At 63.1% G+C, this 16,936-nt stretch carries 14 protein-coding genes; 12 read left to right on the top strand and 2 right to left on the bottom strand.

Translation table 11 applies throughout. From position 1 onward, the window contains the following. The first annotated feature begins 4 nt into the window (after positions 1-4). The 4 genes from eutB to doeB are packed head-to-tail and all read left to right on the top strand — an operon-like array spanning position 5 to position 4,220. A complete protein-coding gene (eutB, locus tag ACZYHG_RS30825) occupies positions 5-991 on the top strand; it encodes a hydroxyectoine utilization dehydratase EutB (protein ID WP_464611802.1) in 987 nt (328 codons plus the stop codon). Continuing rightward, positions 988-1,980: an ectoine utilization protein EutC gene (eutC, locus tag ACZYHG_RS30820; RefSeq protein WP_464611801.1), complete on the top strand. Its 993-nt coding sequence runs from the start codon at positions 988-990 to the stop codon at positions 1,978-1,980. The genes eutB and eutC overlap by 4 nt, the downstream gene beginning before the upstream one ends. Before the next feature lie 39 nt (positions 1,981-2,019). Next, positions 2,020-3,210: an ectoine hydrolase DoeA gene (doeA, locus tag ACZYHG_RS30815; RefSeq protein ID WP_464611800.1), complete on the top strand. Its 1,191-nt coding sequence runs from the start codon at positions 2,020-2,022 to the stop codon at positions 3,208-3,210. Positions 3,211-3,215: 5 nt separating this feature from the next. Further along, positions 3,216-4,220, top strand: coding sequence for a N(2)-acetyl-L-2,4-diaminobutanoate deacetylase DoeB (gene doeB, locus ACZYHG_RS30810; RefSeq protein WP_464611799.1), 1,005 nt, complete (start codon positions 3,216-3,218; stop codon positions 4,218-4,220). A gap of 11 nt (positions 4,221-4,231) precedes the next feature. On the opposite strand, the gene ACZYHG_RS30805 is transcribed toward doeB, so the two are convergent. Next, positions 4,232-4,456 carry a hypothetical protein gene (locus ACZYHG_RS30805; RefSeq protein ID WP_464611798.1) on the bottom strand — a complete coding sequence of 75 codons (225 nt, stop codon included), beginning with the start codon at positions 4,454-4,456 and terminating at the stop codon, positions 4,232-4,234. Here ACZYHG_RS30805 and ACZYHG_RS30800 point away from each other — a divergent pair. The 4 genes from ACZYHG_RS30800 to ACZYHG_RS30785 all read left to right on the top strand — a co-directional run bounded on the left by ACZYHG_RS30800 (position 4,455) and on the right by ACZYHG_RS30785 (position 9,862). Beyond that, complete coding sequence (locus ACZYHG_RS30800; protein WP_464611797.1) at positions 4,455-5,576, top strand: acyltransferase family protein; 1,122 nt, start codon at positions 4,455-4,457, stop codon at positions 5,574-5,576. The genes ACZYHG_RS30805 and ACZYHG_RS30800 overlap by 2 nt on opposite strands. Positions 5,577-5,719: 143 nt before the next feature. Then, entirely contained in the window at positions 5,720-6,400 is a 681-nt protein-coding gene (locus ACZYHG_RS30795) for a GntR family transcriptional regulator (protein WP_464611796.1), read from the top strand. A gap of 112 nt (positions 6,401-6,512) precedes the next feature. Beyond that, positions 6,513-7,307, top strand: coding sequence for a DeoR/GlpR family DNA-binding transcription regulator (locus ACZYHG_RS30790; protein WP_464611795.1), 795 nt, complete (start codon positions 6,513-6,515; stop codon positions 7,305-7,307). Between the two features lie 77 nt (positions 7,308-7,384). Then, a complete protein-coding gene (locus tag ACZYHG_RS30785; protein WP_464611794.1) occupies positions 7,385-9,862 on the top strand; it encodes a GcvT family protein in 2,478 nt (825 codons plus the stop codon). Here ACZYHG_RS30785 and ACZYHG_RS30780 read toward each other — a convergent pair. Next, positions 9,859-10,728 (bottom strand): LysR substrate-binding domain-containing protein, encoded by an 870-nt coding sequence (locus ACZYHG_RS30780; RefSeq protein WP_464611793.1) that lies wholly within the window; start codon positions 10,726-10,728, stop codon positions 9,859-9,861. The genes ACZYHG_RS30785 and ACZYHG_RS30780 overlap by 4 nt on opposite strands. 153 nt (positions 10,729-10,881) lie before the next feature. On the opposite strand from ACZYHG_RS30780, the gene ACZYHG_RS30775 reads away from it, so the two are divergent. The 4 genes from ACZYHG_RS30775 (at position 10,882) to phnY (ending at position 16,935) form a co-directional block, all read left to right on the top strand. After that, the gene (locus ACZYHG_RS30775; RefSeq protein ID WP_464611792.1) at positions 10,882-12,588 is read left to right on the top strand and encodes a Na/Pi cotransporter family protein; all 1,707 of its coding nucleotides are present in this window, start codon (positions 10,882-10,884) and stop codon (positions 12,586-12,588) included. Between the two features lie 142 nt (positions 12,589-12,730). Then, the gene (locus ACZYHG_RS30770; RefSeq protein ID WP_464611791.1) at positions 12,731-13,930 is read left to right on the top strand and encodes a 2-aminoethylphosphonate--pyruvate transaminase; all 1,200 of its coding nucleotides are present in this window, start codon (positions 12,731-12,733) and stop codon (positions 13,928-13,930) included. A 25-nt stretch (positions 13,931-13,955) separates the two neighbouring features. Further along, a complete protein-coding gene (phnA, locus tag ACZYHG_RS30765; protein ID WP_464611790.1) occupies positions 13,956-15,212 on the top strand; it encodes a phosphonoacetate hydrolase in 1,257 nt (418 codons plus the stop codon). Between the two features lie 265 nt (positions 15,213-15,477). Beyond that, positions 15,478-16,935 (top strand): phosphonoacetaldehyde dehydrogenase, encoded by a 1,458-nt coding sequence (gene phnY, locus ACZYHG_RS30760; protein ID WP_464611789.1) that lies wholly within the window; start codon positions 15,478-15,480, stop codon positions 16,933-16,935. The last annotated feature ends 1 nt before the right edge of the window (position 16,936 follow it).

Raw genomic sequence — 16,936 nt, 5'->3', positions numbered from 1 at the left:
GATCATGGCAACCGTCACTCTTAGCGATATCCGAGCCGCGCGTGAGCGCATTGCCGGCAGGGTTGAGCGCACGCCAACTGTCTTGTCCCGTAGCTTGTCGGAACGTCTCGGCATCCCCATCCATCTCAAGCTCGAACATCGCCAGACCACCGGCAGCTTCAAGCTGCGCGGCGCCTCGAACGCCGTCGCTTCGTTGAGCACTGAAGAAAAGGCACGCGGTGTGGTCGCGGCGTCGACCGGCAATCACGGCCGCGCGCTGGCCCACGCCGCGAAGCTCGAAGGCATGCGCGCGGTGATCTGCATGTCGCGGCTGGTGCCGGACAACAAGCTCGACGAGATCCGCCGACTTGGCGCCGAAATCCGCATCGTCGGCAACAGTCAGGACGACGCGCAGCAGGAGGTCGAACGGTTGGTGGCACATGAAGGGCTGGTGATGCTGCCGCCTTTCGATCATCCGGCCATCATCGAGGGGCAAGGCACGCTCGGGCTGGAGATGATCGAGCAGGTCCCGGATGCCGCTCTCGTCCTTGTGCAACTCTCCGGGGGCGGGTTGGCCTCCGGCATCGCCGCCGCCGTCAAGGGCGTCAGCTCGGGCACAAAGATCATCGGCGTCTCGATGGCGCGTGGCGCGGCGATGAAGGCTAGCCTCGACGCTGGCAAGCCTGTGCTCGTGGAAGAACTGCCGACGCTGGCGGATTCGCTCGGTGGGGGCATTGGCCTCGACAATCGGCTGACCTTCGCCATGTGCCGTGATTTGCTCGACGACGTCATTCTGCTCGGCGAGGACGAGATCGCCGCCGGCATCCGCCATGCCTATGCGCAGGAGCGCGAGATCGTCGAGGGCGCCGGCGCCGTCGGCATCGCCGCGCTGCTTGCCGGCAAGGTCAAGCCGACTGGGCCGGTGGTTGTTCTTCTCTCCGGCCGCAACATCGACATGAATGCACACCGCAGGATCGTCTGCGGTGAGGCAACCGCGGAGCGCGCCGCATGAGCCGGATGACGATCCTCACCGAAGCCGAGTTGCGCAAGATCGTTACGCTGGATCTCGATGCCGTCGCCTGCATCGAAAACGCTTTTCGAGCGCTCGCCACTTTGCCCGTCGCGATGCCGCCGATCCTGCGGCTCGACATTCCCGAGCATCGCGGCGAGGTCGATGTGAAGACCGCCTATGTGCCGGGCATCGATGGCTTCGCCATCAAGATCAGCCCTGGCTTTTTCGACAATCCGAAACTCGGCCTGCCCAGTGTCAACGGCATGATGGTGCTGTTGTCGGCTAAGACCGGGCTGGTCGAGGCGCTGCTGCTCGACAATGGCTATCTCACCGACATTCGGACGGCTGCCGCCGGTGCGGTCGCGGCCAGGCATCTGTCGCGGGCGGATTCGTCTGTTGCCGCAATCTTTGGCGCCGGGGTGCAAGCCGGGCTGCAACTCGAAGCGCTCATGCTGGTGCGGCCGATCACTGAGGCGCGCATCTGGGCGCGCGATGCGGCGAAGGCAGAGGCAACTGCCAGCGCCTTGCGTGAGAAGCTTGGCATTGTCGTACGTGCCGAGCCCGATGCAGCAAATGCGGTTGCCGGCGCCGACGTCATCGTCACCACCACGCCGTCGACCGAGCCGCTGATCAAGGCGGGATTCGTCTCCGCCGGCCAGCACATCACCGCGATGGGCTCGGACGCCGAACACAAGAACGAGATAGCGCCGGCCATCCTGCGCATGGCCGATCTCTATGTCGCCGACAGCGCCCGCCAGACACGGCGGCTGGGTGAACTGCATCATGCCATTGCAGCTGGCGTGATGGCTGGAGATGCAGAGGTGACCGAACTTGGCCAGATCATCGCCGGCGCAAAGCATGGTCGGCGTTCGGCCAGCGACATCACCATCGCCGACCTCACCGGTACCGGCGTGCAGGACACGGCGATTGCGACGCTCGCCCGCGACCGGGCGCGAGCGGCCAGTTCCGGGACGATTTTCGAAAGCTGACATCTGGCCGCCAGGCCCAACAAACGAGGATCAAGAACAATGCGACCAAACCTGAAATTCTCGCGCGGCGAATTTGCGGAACGCCTCGCCAAGACCCGCAAAGCCATGGAGGCCAAAGGCGTCGATCTCCTCATCGTCAGCGATCCCTCCAACATGGCCTGGCTGACCGGTTATGATGGCTGGTCGTTCTACGTCCACCAGGCCGTCATCGTGCCGCCAACGGGCGAGCCGGTCTGGTACGGCCGTGGCCAGGACGCCAACGGCGCCAAGCGCACTGCCTATCTCGCGCATGACAACATCGTCGGCTATGCCGACCACTATGTGCAGTCGACCGAGCGGCACCCAATGGATTTCTTGTCCAGCGTTCTTGCCGATCGCGGCTGGGGCAAGCTCAGCATCGGCGTCGAGATGGACAATTACTGGTTCTCGGCCGCCGCCTTCGCCTCTTTGCAGAAGCATCTGCCCAATGCCCGCTTCGTCGACGCAACGGCGCTGGTCAACTGGCAGCGTGCGGTGAAGAGCCCGGCCGAGATCGACTATATGCGCAAGGCCGCCCGCATCGTCGAAGCCATGCACCAGCGCATCGTCGACAAGATAGAAATCGGCATGCGCAAATGCGATCTCGTCGCGGAGATCTATGATGCCGGCACGCGCGGCGTCGATGGCCCAGAGGGGCGATTTGGCGGCGATTACCCGGCGATCGTGCCGCTGCTGCCGTCAGGCGTCGATGCCTCGGCGCCACATCTGACCTGGGACGACCAGCCGATGAAGCGGGGCGAGGGCACCTTCTTCGAGATCGCCGGCTGCTACAACAGGTACCATTGCCCGCTCTCGCGCACCGTCTTCCTCGGCAAGCCGACGCAGGAATTCCTCGATGCCGAGAAGGCGACGCTGGAAGGCATGGAGGCGGGGCTTGCTGCCGCAAAGCCGGGCAATGCCTGCGAGGACATCGCCAATGCCTTCTTTGCCGTTCTGAAGAAATACGGCATCGTCAAGGACAACCGTACCGGCTATTCGATCGGTCTGTCCTATCCGCCGGATTGGGGTGAACGCACGATGAGCCTGCGCCCCGGCGACCGCACCGAACTCAAGCCCGGCATGACATTCCATTTCATGACCGGCTTGTGGCTGGAGACGATGGGGCTGGAGATCACCGAATCCATCCTCATCACCGAAACCGGTGTAGAGTGCCTGGCCAATGTACCGCGCAAACTGGTGGTGAAGAATTGAGCCCGATGTCCAGCCTCCGCCCGTCGCCGATCGCGCCGACCGTCGAGTTCGAGCGTGACGGCGTCCAGCATGGTTTCCTGCGCCTGCCCTACAGCCGTGACGATTCAGCGTGGGGTTCGGTGATGATGCCGATCTGTGTCATCCGCAACGGCATGGGGCCGACGGCGCTGCTTTCCGGCGGCAACCATGGCGACGAGTATGAGGGCCCACTGGCGCTCTACGATCTTGCCCGCACGCTCGACCCGAAGGACGTCAGCGGCACCGTGATCATTGTGCCGGCGATGAACTATCCGGCCTTTCGTGCCGGCACGCGCACCTCGCCGATCGACAAGGGCAACATGAACCGCAGTTTTCCCGGCCGGCCGGACGGAACGGTGACCGAGAAGATCGCCGACTATTTCCAGCGTGAATTGCTGCCGCGCGCCGACATCGTCTTCGACTTCCATTCCGGCGGCAGGACGCTGGACTTCGTGCCATTCTGTGCCGCGCACACTTTGCCCGATAAGGCGCTGGAGCAGAAAGCCTTTGACGCGGTGGCCGCATTCTCCGCCCCGTTCTCGATGCGCATGATCGAGATCGACTCGGTCGGCATGTACGACACGGCGGCGGAGGAAATGGGCAAGGTCTTCGTCAGCACCGAACTTGGCGGCGGCGGCACCTCGCGCGCGCAAACCGTGCGCGTCGCGCGGCGCGGCATTCTCAATGTGCTGCGCCACGCCGGCATTGTTGCTGGTGCGGTCGAGAAGGGCAGAACCCAGTGGCTCGATATGCCCTCGGGCGATTGCTTCTCCTTCGCCGAAGACGACGGCATGATCGAAACCATGGTCGATCTCGGTGATCCCGTTGAGAAGGGCGCGGTACTGGCGCGCATTCATTCTATCGGTCGCACCGGCGTCGCCCCGCAGGAGATCCGGGCAAAAATGTCGGGCATGCTGGCGGCGCGCCATTTCCCGGGGCTGGTCAAGGCCGGCGACTGCGCGGCGGTGGTTGCCGTCGAAGTGGAGGGATAGGCGAGGCGCCTTCAAGTCACGGTCTGCAGCTCGTCGACCTGGACGCGCCGGAAGGTGGGATGATCAGTGCGTGGCAGAACTGAATTTTCCTGGCAAACAGAAGCATAAATTAACGAGAAGAGAACAAAATGAGGACGGTAGCGGAAATCCTTGGTCCGGATTTCCGCGCCGACGCGAGCGTGAATGGCGGCGCAGCGTGGCAACCATTCCAAACGCGGGCACTCGGTCTCAACCATGAAGTCTTCGACTGGAGAACACTATCCGGCGCTGGACCATGTTCGCGGCCTGGCAGCTTTCCTGGTTTTCACCTGGCATTTTCTCCACCAGTCGCCTCAGGGTCCGGTACCCTATGATTTCGTGCCAGCCGTGCCCGTCTTCAGCCTTCTGGATGAGGGGAACACGGGCGTTTCGCTATTCATGGCGCTCTCCGGTTACCTGTTCGCCAAGCTTCTTGATGGAAAACGGGTCCGCTATCTGCCCTTCTTTGCCAACCGGGCGCTGAGGCTGCTGCCGCTTCTGCTGGCCGTGATAGCCATCGAAGCCTGCCGCAGATATGAGGCCGGCCAGCCCCTCGGCGAATATCTGACAGACATCGACAGGGGATTGATTTTTCCAACCCTTCCGAACGGCGGCTGGTCGATAACAGTGGAGGCCCACTTCTACATTCTGCTGCCGTTCCTGCTGATGGCGTCCAGACGGTTCCTGTTTGCGCCCTTGCTGTTCATCGCGGCGGCGGTTCTGCTGAGGTCGGCGCTCTATGTCCACTTCGGCGAGGTGCAGTCGGCGGCGGCCTGGACCATCATCGGCCATGCGGATCAGTTTCTGGCTGGCATCCTTGCCTTTCATCTCCGCGCCTATGCGAAGGACCGGCACTGGCTGGCACTGGCCGTTCTCATGGCCTTTTCCGGGTTCTTCTGGTGGTTCGATGCCGCAGGGGGATTCTATCAGCTTGGGCACTATCCCTCGCCGCATTGGATATGGATCATCCTGCCAACCGGGGAGGCGGCGGCCTATGCGTTCGGGATCGCCTATTACGACACCAGCTTCGCAAGGAAACGAGAAGGCCTGCCGTTCAAGATCCTGGAGAAGGCGGGGGCCTACAGCTATTCGATCTACCTTCTGCACCTGTTCTTCGTCATGCAGCTTGCGGCGTTCATCAACACGAACGTTATGAGCATCAGCAATTTCTACATTGCCTGTGTCTGGTCCTTGCTGTGCTTTCTGGCGACGATCCCGATTGGCTATCTCAGCTACACCTGTATCGAAGCACCATTTCTGCGCCTGCGCATGCGATATACGGAGCCAACAACTGCTGATCCGATCCTGTTCAAGGATCAGCCCGCCACGGCCGCATAGGCGGCGCGCCCGAGGGGCAGCGCATGCCGCTGTTAACTTTGGCTGGTCTGTAGCGGGATGGGGGGCCGGAACTCGTACACGAGGATACTTATATCCCTATCGGTTTTCCACTACGCTCGATCCGCGTGACAGGGGAGCATCGATTGCGCGGATTTGCGGAAAGCTTGATCGAGAGGCCGCAGACGGTGGCGGAGCAGGTCGCCAACGTCCTGCGCGAGGCCATAGCCAGCGGGGCCCTGAAGGCCGGCACCGCGCTGCGGCAGGACGAACTGGCCGAGCAGTTCGGCTTCAGCCGCATGCCTATTCGTGATGCGCTTCGCCAATTGGAAGCCGAGGGCATTGTCTCTATTCACCCGACCAAGGGTGCGCATGTTGCCCAGATGGACGGCACCGAAATCAGCGAAATCTACGCGGTGCGCGAGTTGCTGGAATGCGAAGCGCTCCGGCTGTCCGTGCCTGCCCTGTCCGGCGGCAAGCTCGACGAGGCGGAACAGGTGCTCGACCAGATCGACGCCGAGCGCAATGTCGGCCGCTGGGGTGCCCTGAACAAAGTCTTTCATCTCTCGCTCTACGATGCCTGTGGCAACCACCGTCTGCTCGGCCTGATCGAGGCGCACCACAACGCGGCCGATCGCTATGTCCGCATCCTCTTGTCGAATCTCGACCATCGCACCCGCTCGCAGAGCGAGCATCGCGACCTGCTGGCCGCCTGCCGCCAGCGCGAGGGCAAGAAGGCCGTCAGCGTTCTGCGGCAGCATCTGCGCGAAGGCAGCGACACGCTCGTCAACGCGGTAGAGCGTGGCGGCTTGGCGCGAAACCCCTAGGCTCGACCGGCGATACTGAGGCTGATCGATATCTGCCAGATCAGGCGCGGTTGCGTGTGCGCAGTATCACTGCCACATATTGCAACATCAATGTTCGACATGAGGGATCGCCATGTCTCCCGTCAGCCGCCTGCCGGCGCGCGCCCTTGCCCCGCGCCGCCATGACGAGATCCTGAGACGGCTGAGTGCCCAGGGCTCCGTCAGTGTTGCCGAGCTGGCTGAATTCTTCGACGTTTCCCGCGAAACCATCCGCCGCGATTTGAAGCTGCTTTCGGATCAGGGCAGGCTGGGCATCGTGCATGGCGGTGCTGCCCGCTTCGAGCCGAGCGAACCGGCGATGAGCCTGCGCAGCCAGGAAAATGCCGGTGGCAAGGCGGCGATCGGCCGGGCGGCCGCCGGCCTGGTCAGGAATGGCATGGTGGTCTTTCTCGATTCCGGCACCACCACTTTGGCCGTCGCGCAGGCCATGGCCGGACTGCACGATCTCACCATCTGCACTGCCAGCCTGAAGATTGCGCTGCAGCTGTGCCATGTCCCCGGCATGCGCGTGCACATGCTGGGCGGCGAAATCGATCCGGGCGAGGAGGCGGCTTCCGGCATCGATACGCTCGATGCCATGGCCCGCTTTCGCGTCGACATCGCCTTTCTCGGTGGCGGCGCCCTGTCGCCCGATGGCGAGGTGACCGACTTCACCCGGGCCGGCGCCGAGCAGCGTGGCCGGATGATTGCGCTCGCCGGCAAGGCCTACTTCGTGCTCGACAGCAGCAAGTTCGGCAAGCTGACGCCGCTCCGGATTCCGAATTTCGAACGCGCGGCCGGCCTGATCGTCGACGCCAGTCCAGAACCGACCCTCGTCGAGGCGCTTTCGCAAAAGGGGCCTAAACTCATCGTTGCAAGTTTGATGTGATATTTTGTGACTTTTTGAGTTGATATTTGGCTTTCCTGTGGTAGTGTTCGCCATCCCTTCAACATGGCGGACCAATCATGGCACATGAATTTCCCACCCAGGCGCGTGTTGTCATTGTTGGCGGCGGCATCATCGGCTGTTCGGTCGCTTATCACCTGACCAAGCTCGGCTGGACCGATGTCGTGCTGCTCGAGCAGGGCCAGCTCAGCGGCGGAACCACCTGGCATGCCGCCGGCCTTGTCGGGCAGCTGCGCAGCCATTCCAACATGACCAGCCTGATCAAATATTCGACGCAGCTCTACAGTGAGCTGGAGGCCGAGACGGGGCTCGCCACCGGCTGGAAGAATTGCGGTTCGCTGTCGGTGGCGCGCACCGCAGACCGCATGACCGTGCTGAAGCGCACGGCCGCGTCAGCGCGGGCGCAGGGCGTCGAGATCGATGTCATCTCGGCGAAGGAAGCCGGCGATCTGTGGCCGGTGATGGCAACGGACGATCTGGTCGGCGCCGTCTGGCTGCCCGGCGACGGCAAGGCCAATCCGACCGACCTGACACAATCTCTGGCCAAGGGCGCGCGCAACCGCGGCGCCAGGATATTCGAGCGGGTGAAGGTTACCGGCATCACGGTGAAGAACGGTGTCGCCTGCGGTGTCGAGACGGACCGGGGCGACATATCAGCCGAGATCGTCGTCAACTGCGCCGGCCAATGGGCGCGCAAGGTCGGGCTGATGTGCGGCGTATCGGTGCCGCTGCACTCGGCCGAGCACATGTACATCGTCACCGGCAGGATCGAGGGTGTACATCCGGACCTGCCCGTCATGCGCGACCCTGACGGCTTCATCTACTTCAAGGAAGAGGTCGGCGGCCTGGTCATGGGCGGTTTCGAGCCACACGCCAAGCCGTGGGGCATGAACGGCATTCCCGAGAATTTCGAGTTTGCACTGCTGCCCGACGATTGGGACCAGTTCGAGATCCTGATGGAGAACGCGCTTGTCCGCGTTCCGCAACTGGCTGAGGCCGAGGTCAAGAAATTCTACAATGGTCCTGAGAGCTTCACCCCGGACAACAATTTTATCCTCGGTGAGGCGCCCGAGCTGAAGAATTTCTATGTCGGTGCCGGCTTCAACTCGATGGGCATCGCCAGTGCCGGCGGTGCGGGCAGGGCGTTGGCCGAATGGATCGTCAACAGCGCGCCGACCATGGATTTGTGGCCGGTCGACATCAGGCGCTTTGCCTCCTTCAACAACAATCCGCGCTGGCTGCACGACCGCGTGAAAGAGACGCTCGGCCTGCACTATGCCATGCCGTGGCCGAACCGCGAACTGGACACCGCGCGGCCTTTCCGCCGCTCGCCGCACTACGACCGGCTTGCCGCCAAGGGTGCCTGCTTCGGCTCCAAGATGGGATGGGAGCGCGCCAACTGGTTTGCCGCTCCCGGCGAGAAGGCTGAGAACGACTACGCCTTCGGCCGCCAGAATTGGCACGAGGCGGTCAAGCGCGAGATGAAGGCGACGCGTGAAGCGGTCGCCATCTTCGACCAGACATCTTTCGCCAAGCTTCTCGTCCAGGGCCGCGACGCCTGTGCCGTGCTCAACCGGATCTGTGCCGGCAATGTCGATGTGCCGGTCGGCACCTCGGTCTACACAGGTGTGCTCAACCCGCGTGGCGGCTATGAAAGCGATCTCACCGTGATGCGGCTCGGTGCGGAAAAATTCCTCATCGTCACCGGTTCAGCGCAAGCGGTTCACGATGCCGACTGGATCGTGAAGAACATCCCGGCCGATGCCCATGCCATCCTCACCGACGTCACCTCGTCCTATGCCGTGCTGGCTGTGATGGGACCCCGCTCGCGCGATCTCCTGAGCAAACTGTCCTCGGCCGATCTCTCCAATGCCGGCTTTCCCTTCGCCACCATCCGCGAGATCGATATCGGCTATGCCACAGCTTACGCCAACCGCATGACCTATGTCGGCGAGCTCGGCTGGGAGCTGATCGTGCCGACCGAATTTGCGGTGGGTGTTTACGAAGCGCTGCATGACGCCGGCCGTGAATTCGGTCTGACCGACGCCGGCTACTACGCGCTCGATGCCTTGCGCATCGAAAAGGGTTTTCGCGCCTGGGGCCGCGAGCTCACGCCCGATATCGACCCTTGGCAGGCCGGGCTCGGCTTTGCCGTGGCCATAGACAAGCCGGACGGCTTCATCGGCCACGATGCACTGGTCAAGGCAAAGCCATCGGCGGCGGCGGCAAAGCGCGTCGTGCTGTTCACGCTCGACGACGCGGAGCCGATGCTGTGGGGCGGCGAACTGATCCTGCGTGACGGCAAACCGGTGGGCGAGGTTCGCTCGGCCGCCTATGGTCACACGCTTGGCCGCTCGGTTGCGCTCGGGCTGATCGAAAACGAGGCCGGGGTCGATGCCGCGTTCCTCAACGGCGGCCGTTTCGAGATCGACCTCGCCGGCATTCGCCATGCCGCGACAGTGCATCTGCGTAGCCCCTACGATCCGAAGTCGGAGCGGGTGAAGGCGGATGTGGTGGAGGTGAGGGCGGCGGCCTAATCCACCGACATCGATCTTGCCATGTCGAGGAAGGCACGCACCAGCTTGCCGCCGCTGCGTTCGCGCAGGCAGATCAGCGCTTCGTCCATCAAGGTTTCGGGCGCGTCGATCGCGATCGGCACCAGGCGCGAATCCTGGCCGAACTCGGCCGCCGAGACAAAGCCGATGCCGGCGCCCGAGGCGACGATCTCGCGGACCGCTTCGCGCCCTTCGGCCTCGATCACCGGCCTCAGTTCGATCTTGGAAGCGGCGGCGAGGTCCTCGAGTTTCTGGCGTGTCTTCGAGCCTCGTTCGCGCATGACGAGCGATTCCTGCGCGAGTTGTTTCAGCGTCAGCGACTTTTTACCCGACAGCGGATGGTCGACGGAGGTGAAGGCGATGATCGGGGTGGAGTTCAGTTTCAACACCTCGAAATCACGCCCGGTCGGTATCTCGCCCAGGACGCCGATGTCGGCATCGTAGCTGTAGAGGCTGCTGATCACCGTCTCGGTATTGCCGGCACGCACCGAAACCTGGACGCCGGGATAGCGGGCCCGGAAACTGCCGAGGATGTGCAGCAGGTGATGCGCGGCATCGGCGACGATGCGCAGCGTGCCGGAGCGCAACGCGCGAGACTCTGTGAGGAGCTCCAGCGCTTGCTGTTCGGTGTCGAACATGCGGTGGGTAATCTCGAGCAGTTTCTGGCCGGAATGGGTCAGCGTGACTTGCTTCTTGTTCCGGTTGAACAGCAGCACATCATACTCTTCCTCGAGCTTGCGCACTTGATCCGATATGGCCGGCTGAGTCAGGAACAGCGCCTCGGCGGCACGCGAAAAACCGCCTGATATGGCCACCTGATGAAAGGCTCGAAGCTGAACGTAGCGCATCGTCTGTGCCTCCGAGACGCTGAAAACGACTACAATCTACCATAAGGCGTGCTAACTAAAAGATAGAAACGAACGATTTGACTTATGTTTAGCCGATCGTCAGCCTGAGGATGGTCGACGTCCCTGCCGGCCGTTGGCATCGGAGGCGCGGCCATGCAATTTTCCATCATCCTGCTGCATCTGGCGGGTGCCGTCATGCTGCTGCTCTGGGCAGTGCGCATGGTGCGCACCGGAGTGGAGCGCGCCTGCGGCCCCACACTGCGCGATGCCCTGAGACAGGCCCGGGGCGCCCGGATCAGGTCGGCGGGCGTCGGCACGCTGCTTGCGGTACTGCTGCAGAGCTCCACCGCCGTCGCCATGCTCGCGGCCGGCTTTGCCACCAGCGGCATGGTGTCGGTGTCATCAGGGCTGGCCATCCTGCTTGGCGCCGACCTTGGGTCGGCGCTGGTGGTGCAGGTGCTGTCGTTCGACCTCAGCTGGCTGGTGCCGCTGCTGATCCTGGTCGGCGGCGTGATGTTCCTGAAATTCGAGGCGCGCGGCATCAAGCAAGGCGGGCGCATCCTGATGGGCATCGCCTTTGTCCTGTTGTCGCTGCACATGATCGGCGAGGCGACCGCGCCGATGCGGCAGAGCACATTGCTGCCCCTGATGATTTCCTATTTGCGCGCCGACTACTTCACCGCCTTTGCCGCCGCTGCGCTGTTCACATGGCTGATCCATTCCAGCGTGGCGGCGATCCTTTTGTTCGTCACGCTCGCCGCGCAAGGCGTTTTGCCCGTCGAGGTCGGTCTGTTCTTCATCCTCGGCGCCAATTGCGGCGGCGCGCTGATTGCCGTGTGGCTGACGCGTGGCGAGGCTGTCCAGGCGCGCCGTGTTCCGCTCGGCAACCTGATCTTCCGTGGCACGGCAGCACTCGCCGCCTTATTCGCGCTTCAGGCCGTGGCGTTCCCCGCGGCTCTGTTCGGCGCGACCGAAGGCCGGCAACTGGTCAATCTGCATCTCGCTTTCAACCTTTTGCTGGTCGTCTGCTGCCTGCCTTTCACCGGCATTGTGGAAAGGCTGGTCACCTTGCTGGTTCCCGACAAGCCCCCGGCAAAGGCGGGCGAGGATGCGGACCTCATGTCGCGTCGAGCCAGCGCGCTTGACCGCAGCGTCATGCGCACGCCGGGCCTTGCTTTGGCCAGCGCCACGCGCGAATTGCTGCGCATGGGCGAGGTCGTCGAGGTGATGCTGCGTCCGGTGATGGACTTCTTCGACGTCGGGACCGCCGAGCAGATCCGCCAGGCACAGAAGCTCGATGACGAGGTCAACCGCGCCCACACCGAGATCAAGCTCTACATTGCCGAGGTCAATCGCGGCAGCATGACCGCGGCCGAGGCCCAGCTCGGCATCGAGCTCACCGACTTCGCCATCAATCTCGAACGCGCCGGCGACATCGTCGCCAAGAACCTGCTCGTGCTCGCCGGGGAATTGCGCGACAAGAACCTGCGCTTCTCACGCGATGGCTGGGGCGAACTGGCCGGGCTTCATAACCGTGTCATGGCCAACATGCAGCTTGCGCTCAACGTGCTGGTTTCGAACGATCTCGACTCCGCGCGCCAACTCGTCGTCGAGAAGGAGCGGATGCGCAGGCTGGAACGCATGAGCCATGACCGTCACCTCAAGCGCCTGCAATCGGGAATGCCGCAAAGCATCGATACCAGCGACATTCATCTCGAGGCGGTTCGGGCGCTGAAGGAAATCAACTCGCTGATGGCCTCGGTCGCCTATCCCTTGCTGACGCAAAGCGGCGATCTGCTCGAAAGCCGGCTGGCGAAGGGCGGCGGGGTTGCGGACGAGATGGCTTCCGCAGTGGCATGACAGGGCGGAACTGCTCGATGAAGCCGGGAAACTTATCCATCGCAAAAATCGATACTTCGATACAAAATAACGATTTTACAAATATGTCGTTCGGGCCGAAAGTAAGGCTATATCAAAAAGCAGCGATCTGTCGGAGGACACCATGCTCGCCGAGACCAAATTTGCCGCGGAGCCGCTGGCCAGTCCGGCACTGGGCGAGCCCTATCTCCTGACTCCGGGCCCACTGACCACGGCCTATTCGGTCAAGCAGGCGATGCTGCGCGACTGGGGATCATGGGATGGTGATTTTCGCGGCATGACGTCAGATATGCGCCGCCGCCTGCTGGCGCTGACGGGCGACACGAAAGACGAATTCGACTGCGTGCCGATGCAAGGCAGCGGTTCCTTCTGTGTCGAGGCGATGCTCGGCTCGTTCGTCCCGAAGGACGGTAAGGTTCTGGTGCTGGCCAACGGCGCCTATGGCCTGCGCGCCGCGCAGACCATGCAGTATCTCGGTCGCGCCTACACGCTGATCGACAAGGGCGACTATCTGCCGCCGCGCGGCGACGAGGTGGCCGCCGCGCTCGAGGCTGACCCCGCCATCACCCATGTCATCGCCATTCATTGCGAGACCAGTTCCGGCATCCTCAACCCCGTCGCCGAGATTGCCGAGGCCGTCCGTGCCAAGGGCCGCAAGCTGCTCGTTGATTCCATGAGCGCCTTTGGCGCCGTCGCGCTCGACGTCAACGAGATCCGTTACGAGGCGATGGTTTCTTCCGCCAACAAATGCATCGAGGGCGTGCCTGGCTTCGGCTTCATCATCGCCCGCAAGAGCGAGCTCGAAGCCGCCAAGGGCCGCAGCCATTCGCTGTCGCTCGATGTCCATGCACAATGGGCGCACATGAACAAGACCGGTCAGTGGCGCTACACGCCGCCGACACATGTCGTTGCCGCCTTCCTCGAAGCGCTACGCCAGCACGAAGCCGAAGGCGGCGTTGCCGGCCGCGGCGCCCGCTATACCAGGAACCGCGACGTCATGGTGGCCGGCATGCGCGACCTCGGCTTCGAAACCTTGCTCAGAGATCGTTGGCTGTCGCCGATCATCGTCACCTTCTTCAACCCGGCCCATGCCAATTTCGCCTTCGAACGCTTCTACGAGCTGATGAAGGACAAGGGCTTCATCATCTATCCGGGCAAGCTGACCGCCGTTGATAGTTTCCGCGTCGGCTGCATCGGCCAGATGGACGAACATGTCATGCGCCGCGTCGTCGAAGCGGCGGCTTTCTCGCTTCATGAAATGGGCGTCGACACCGCCGCTCCACCCGCCGCGGCGCTCGCCGAACGCGCCAAACTCGCCGCCTGAAGCGGCCGATCTCGAGGATTTTTCGATGAACCAGATGTCTCCCATCAACGTCGCGGTCAACGGCCGCACCTACGCCTGGCCGCGCGTGCCGGCGATCGCCATCTGCCTCGACGGCTGCGAGCCGGCCTATCTCGACGAGGCGATCAAGGCCGGGCTGATGCCGGCTTTGGTCAGGATCAAGGAGAAGGGCACGGTGCGTTTTGCCCACTCGGTCATTCCGAGCTTCACCAACCCCAACAATCTGTCGATCGCCACCGGCCGGCCGCCGTCAGTGCATGGCATCTGCGGCAACTATCTCTACGAGCGCGAGACCGGCAAGGAAGTGATGATGAACGACCCGCGCTTCCTGCGCGCGCCGACCATCTTCCAGGCTTTCTACGATGCCGGCGCCAAGGTTGCCGTGGTCACCGCCAAGGACAAATTGCGCGCGCTGCTCGGCAAGGGTCTCGCTTTCGACGAAGGCCGCGCGCTGTGTTTCTCGGCGGAAAAGTCCGACACCACGACCAAGGCCGAGCACGGCATCGACAATGCCTCGAAGCATTTCGCCCTGCCGGTGCCGGAAGTCTATTCGGCCGAACTGTCGGAATTCGTCTTCGCCGCCGGCGTCCAGCTGCTCAGGGAATTCCGCCCCGACATCATGTACCTGACCACCACGGACTATGTGCAGCACAAATATGCGCCAGGTGTGCCGCAGGCCAACGCCTTCTATGAAATGTTCGACAAATACCTGACCGAACTCGATGCGCTGGGCGCGGCGATCGTCGTCACTGCCGACCATGGCATGAAGCCCAAGCACAAGGCCGACGGTTCGCCCGACGTCGTCTATGTCCAGGACCTGCTCGACGAATGGCTGGGCAAGGACGCGGCCAGAGTCATCCTGCCGATCACCGATCCCTATGTCGTGCACCACGGCGCACTCGGCTCGTTTGCCACCGCCTATCTGCCTGATGGCGCCGACCAGGCCGGCATCATGGCGCGGCTGGCCAAGATTGACGGCATCATGCTGGTCGTCGACAGCCCGACGGCCTGCGAGCGCTTCGAACTGCCGGCCGACCGCATCGGTGACATCGTGCTGATCTCGACCGAGAACAAGACGATCGGCACCTCGGAGCATCGCCATGATCTGGCGGCGCTCAACGAGCCGCTGCGCTCGCATGGCGGGCTGACCGAGCAGGAGGTGCCGTTCATCGTCAACCGCGTGCTGCCGGAATTGCCCAACGAATCGACGCTGCGCAATTTCGACGCCTTCTACTACGCGACGATGGCAGCGGCACTGGCGTGACGGGGGAGTTGGGGCGCCAGTAGGGTGTGTAGCCGTCCATAATGGCGCTGGTCGACCCCCACTCCGGCCCTTCGGGCCACCTCTCCCCCGATCGACGGGGGAGAGGAAGGGCGCTGAGCTCGCCAGACTTGGCTCCCTTCCTCTCCCTCCGGAGGGGGAGAGGTGGCGCCGCGAAGCGGCGACGGAGTGGGGGAAGCCATTGCGAGGCGCGATGGCCTGGCCGATAGAAGATCAATGTGGCTCACTGAGCACCGGGAATACTCACATGACCAAGCTTGACCCTGCCATCAAAGTTCGCCACGAGCCGATGCGCATCGCCGGCAGACGAGTCGATGCCGAAGGCGTCGTCGAGGTGCGCTATCCCTGGAACGACACTGTGATCGGCACCGTGCCAGCCGGCCGCGCCGAGCACGCGCGGCAAGCCTTCGAGATCGCCGCTGGCTACAAGTCGAAACTGACGCGCTACGAGCGCCAGCAGATACTCTTTCGCACCGCCGAAGCACTGGCGTCGCGCCGCGAAGAAATCTCCGACCTCATCACGCTCGAACTCGGCATCTCCAAGACGGATTCGCTTTATGAGGTCGGCCGCGCCTATGATGTGTTCACGTTGTCGGCGCAGATGTGCATACAGGACGACGGCCAGATATTCTCCTGTGACCTCACTCCGCACGGTAAGGCGCGCAAGATCTTCACCACTCGCGAGCCGCTGAAGGCGATCTCGGCAATCACGCCGTTCAACCATCCCCTCAACATGGTCTCGCACAAGGTGGCGCCGGCGATCGCCACCAACAATTGCGTGGTGGTCAAGCCGACTGAACTGACGCCGATGACGGCGCTGCTCCTGGCCGACATTCTCTACGAAGCCGGCCTGCCGCCGGAAATGCTGTCGGTGGTGACCGGCTGGCCGGCCGATATCGGCAACGAGATGATCACCAACGAGAACATCGATCTGATCACCTTCACCGGCGGCGTGCCGGTCGGCAAGATGATCGCCCGCACCGCCGGATACAAGCGCCAAGTGCTGGAACTCGGCGGCAACGATCCGCTGATCATCCTCAACGATTTGTCGGACGAGGATCTGGCAAAGGCGGCGGACCTGGCAGTGGCCGGAGCAACGAAAAACTCCGGCCAGCGCTGCACCGCGGTGAAGCGCATTCTCGTCCAGGAGAGCGTCGCCGATCGCTTCGTGCCACTGGTGCTGGAGCGGGCGAAGAAAATCCGCTTTGGCGACCCGATGGACCGCTCGACCGACCTTGGCACGGTCGTACACGAGAAGGCGGCTGCGCTGTTTGAAGCCCGCGTCCACATGGCCGCCGAGCAAGGCGCCGACATCCTCTACAATCCGGGCCGCCAAGGTGCGCTGCTGCCGCCGATCGTCGTCGATCGCGTGCCGCACACCTCCGAGCTGGTGATGGAAGAAACCTTCGGGCCGATCATCCCGATCGTACGTGCGCCGGATGATGATGAGGCGCTGATCGCGTTGTCCAACTCGACCGCCTTCGGCCTGTCGTCGGGCGTCTGCACCAACTCGTTTCCGCGCATGCAGAAATACATTGCCGGCCTGCAGGTTGGCACGGTCAACATCTGGGAAGTGCCGGGCTACCGCATCGAGATGTCGCCCTTCGGCGGCATCAAAGACAGCGGCAATGGCTACAAGGAAGGCGTCATCGAGGCGATGAAGAGCTATACCAATGTGAAGACATTTTCGCTGCCCTGGTCCTGAC

Source organism: Mesorhizobium subarcticum (assembly GCF_055456085.1).
This window is presented reverse-complemented; position numbering and strand designations above follow the sequence as displayed.

What these genes read in the sequence shown, in the direction of transcription:
- eutB (WP_464611802.1), top strand. Translation starts at nt 5, where the DNA reads ATGGCAACCGTCACTCTTAGCGATATCCGAGCCGCGCGTGAGCGCATT.
- eutC (WP_464611801.1), top strand. Translation starts at nt 988, where the DNA reads ATGAGCCGGATGACGATCCTCACCGAAGCCGAGTTGCGCAAGATCGTT.
- doeA (WP_464611800.1), top strand. Translation starts at nt 2,020, where the DNA reads ATGCGACCAAACCTGAAATTCTCGCGCGGCGAATTTGCGGAACGCCTC.
- doeB (WP_464611799.1), top strand. Translation starts at nt 3,216, where the DNA reads ATGTCCAGCCTCCGCCCGTCGCCGATCGCGCCGACCGTCGAGTTCGAG.
- ACZYHG_RS30800 (WP_464611797.1), top strand. Translation starts at nt 4,455, where the DNA reads ATGAAGTCTTCGACTGGAGAACACTATCCGGCGCTGGACCATGTTCGC.
- ACZYHG_RS30805 (WP_464611798.1), bottom strand. Translation starts at nt 4,456, where the DNA reads ATGGTTGAGACCGAGTGCCCGCGTTTGGAATGGTTGCCACGCTGCGCC.
- ACZYHG_RS30790 (WP_464611795.1), top strand. Translation starts at nt 6,513, where the DNA reads ATGTCTCCCGTCAGCCGCCTGCCGGCGCGCGCCCTTGCCCCGCGCCGC.
- ACZYHG_RS30785 (WP_464611794.1), top strand. Translation starts at nt 7,385, where the DNA reads ATGGCACATGAATTTCCCACCCAGGCGCGTGTTGTCATTGTTGGCGGC.
- ACZYHG_RS30780 (WP_464611793.1), bottom strand. Translation starts at nt 10,728, where the DNA reads ATGCGCTACGTTCAGCTTCGAGCCTTTCATCAGGTGGCCATATCAGGC.
- ACZYHG_RS30775 (WP_464611792.1), top strand. Translation starts at nt 10,882, where the DNA reads ATGCAATTTTCCATCATCCTGCTGCATCTGGCGGGTGCCGTCATGCTG.
- ACZYHG_RS30770 (WP_464611791.1), top strand. Translation starts at nt 12,731, where the DNA reads ATGCTCGCCGAGACCAAATTTGCCGCGGAGCCGCTGGCCAGTCCGGCA.
- phnA (WP_464611790.1), top strand. Translation starts at nt 13,956, where the DNA reads ATGAACCAGATGTCTCCCATCAACGTCGCGGTCAACGGCCGCACCTAC.
- phnY (WP_464611789.1), top strand. Translation starts at nt 15,478, where the DNA reads ATGACCAAGCTTGACCCTGCCATCAAAGTTCGCCACGAGCCGATGCGC.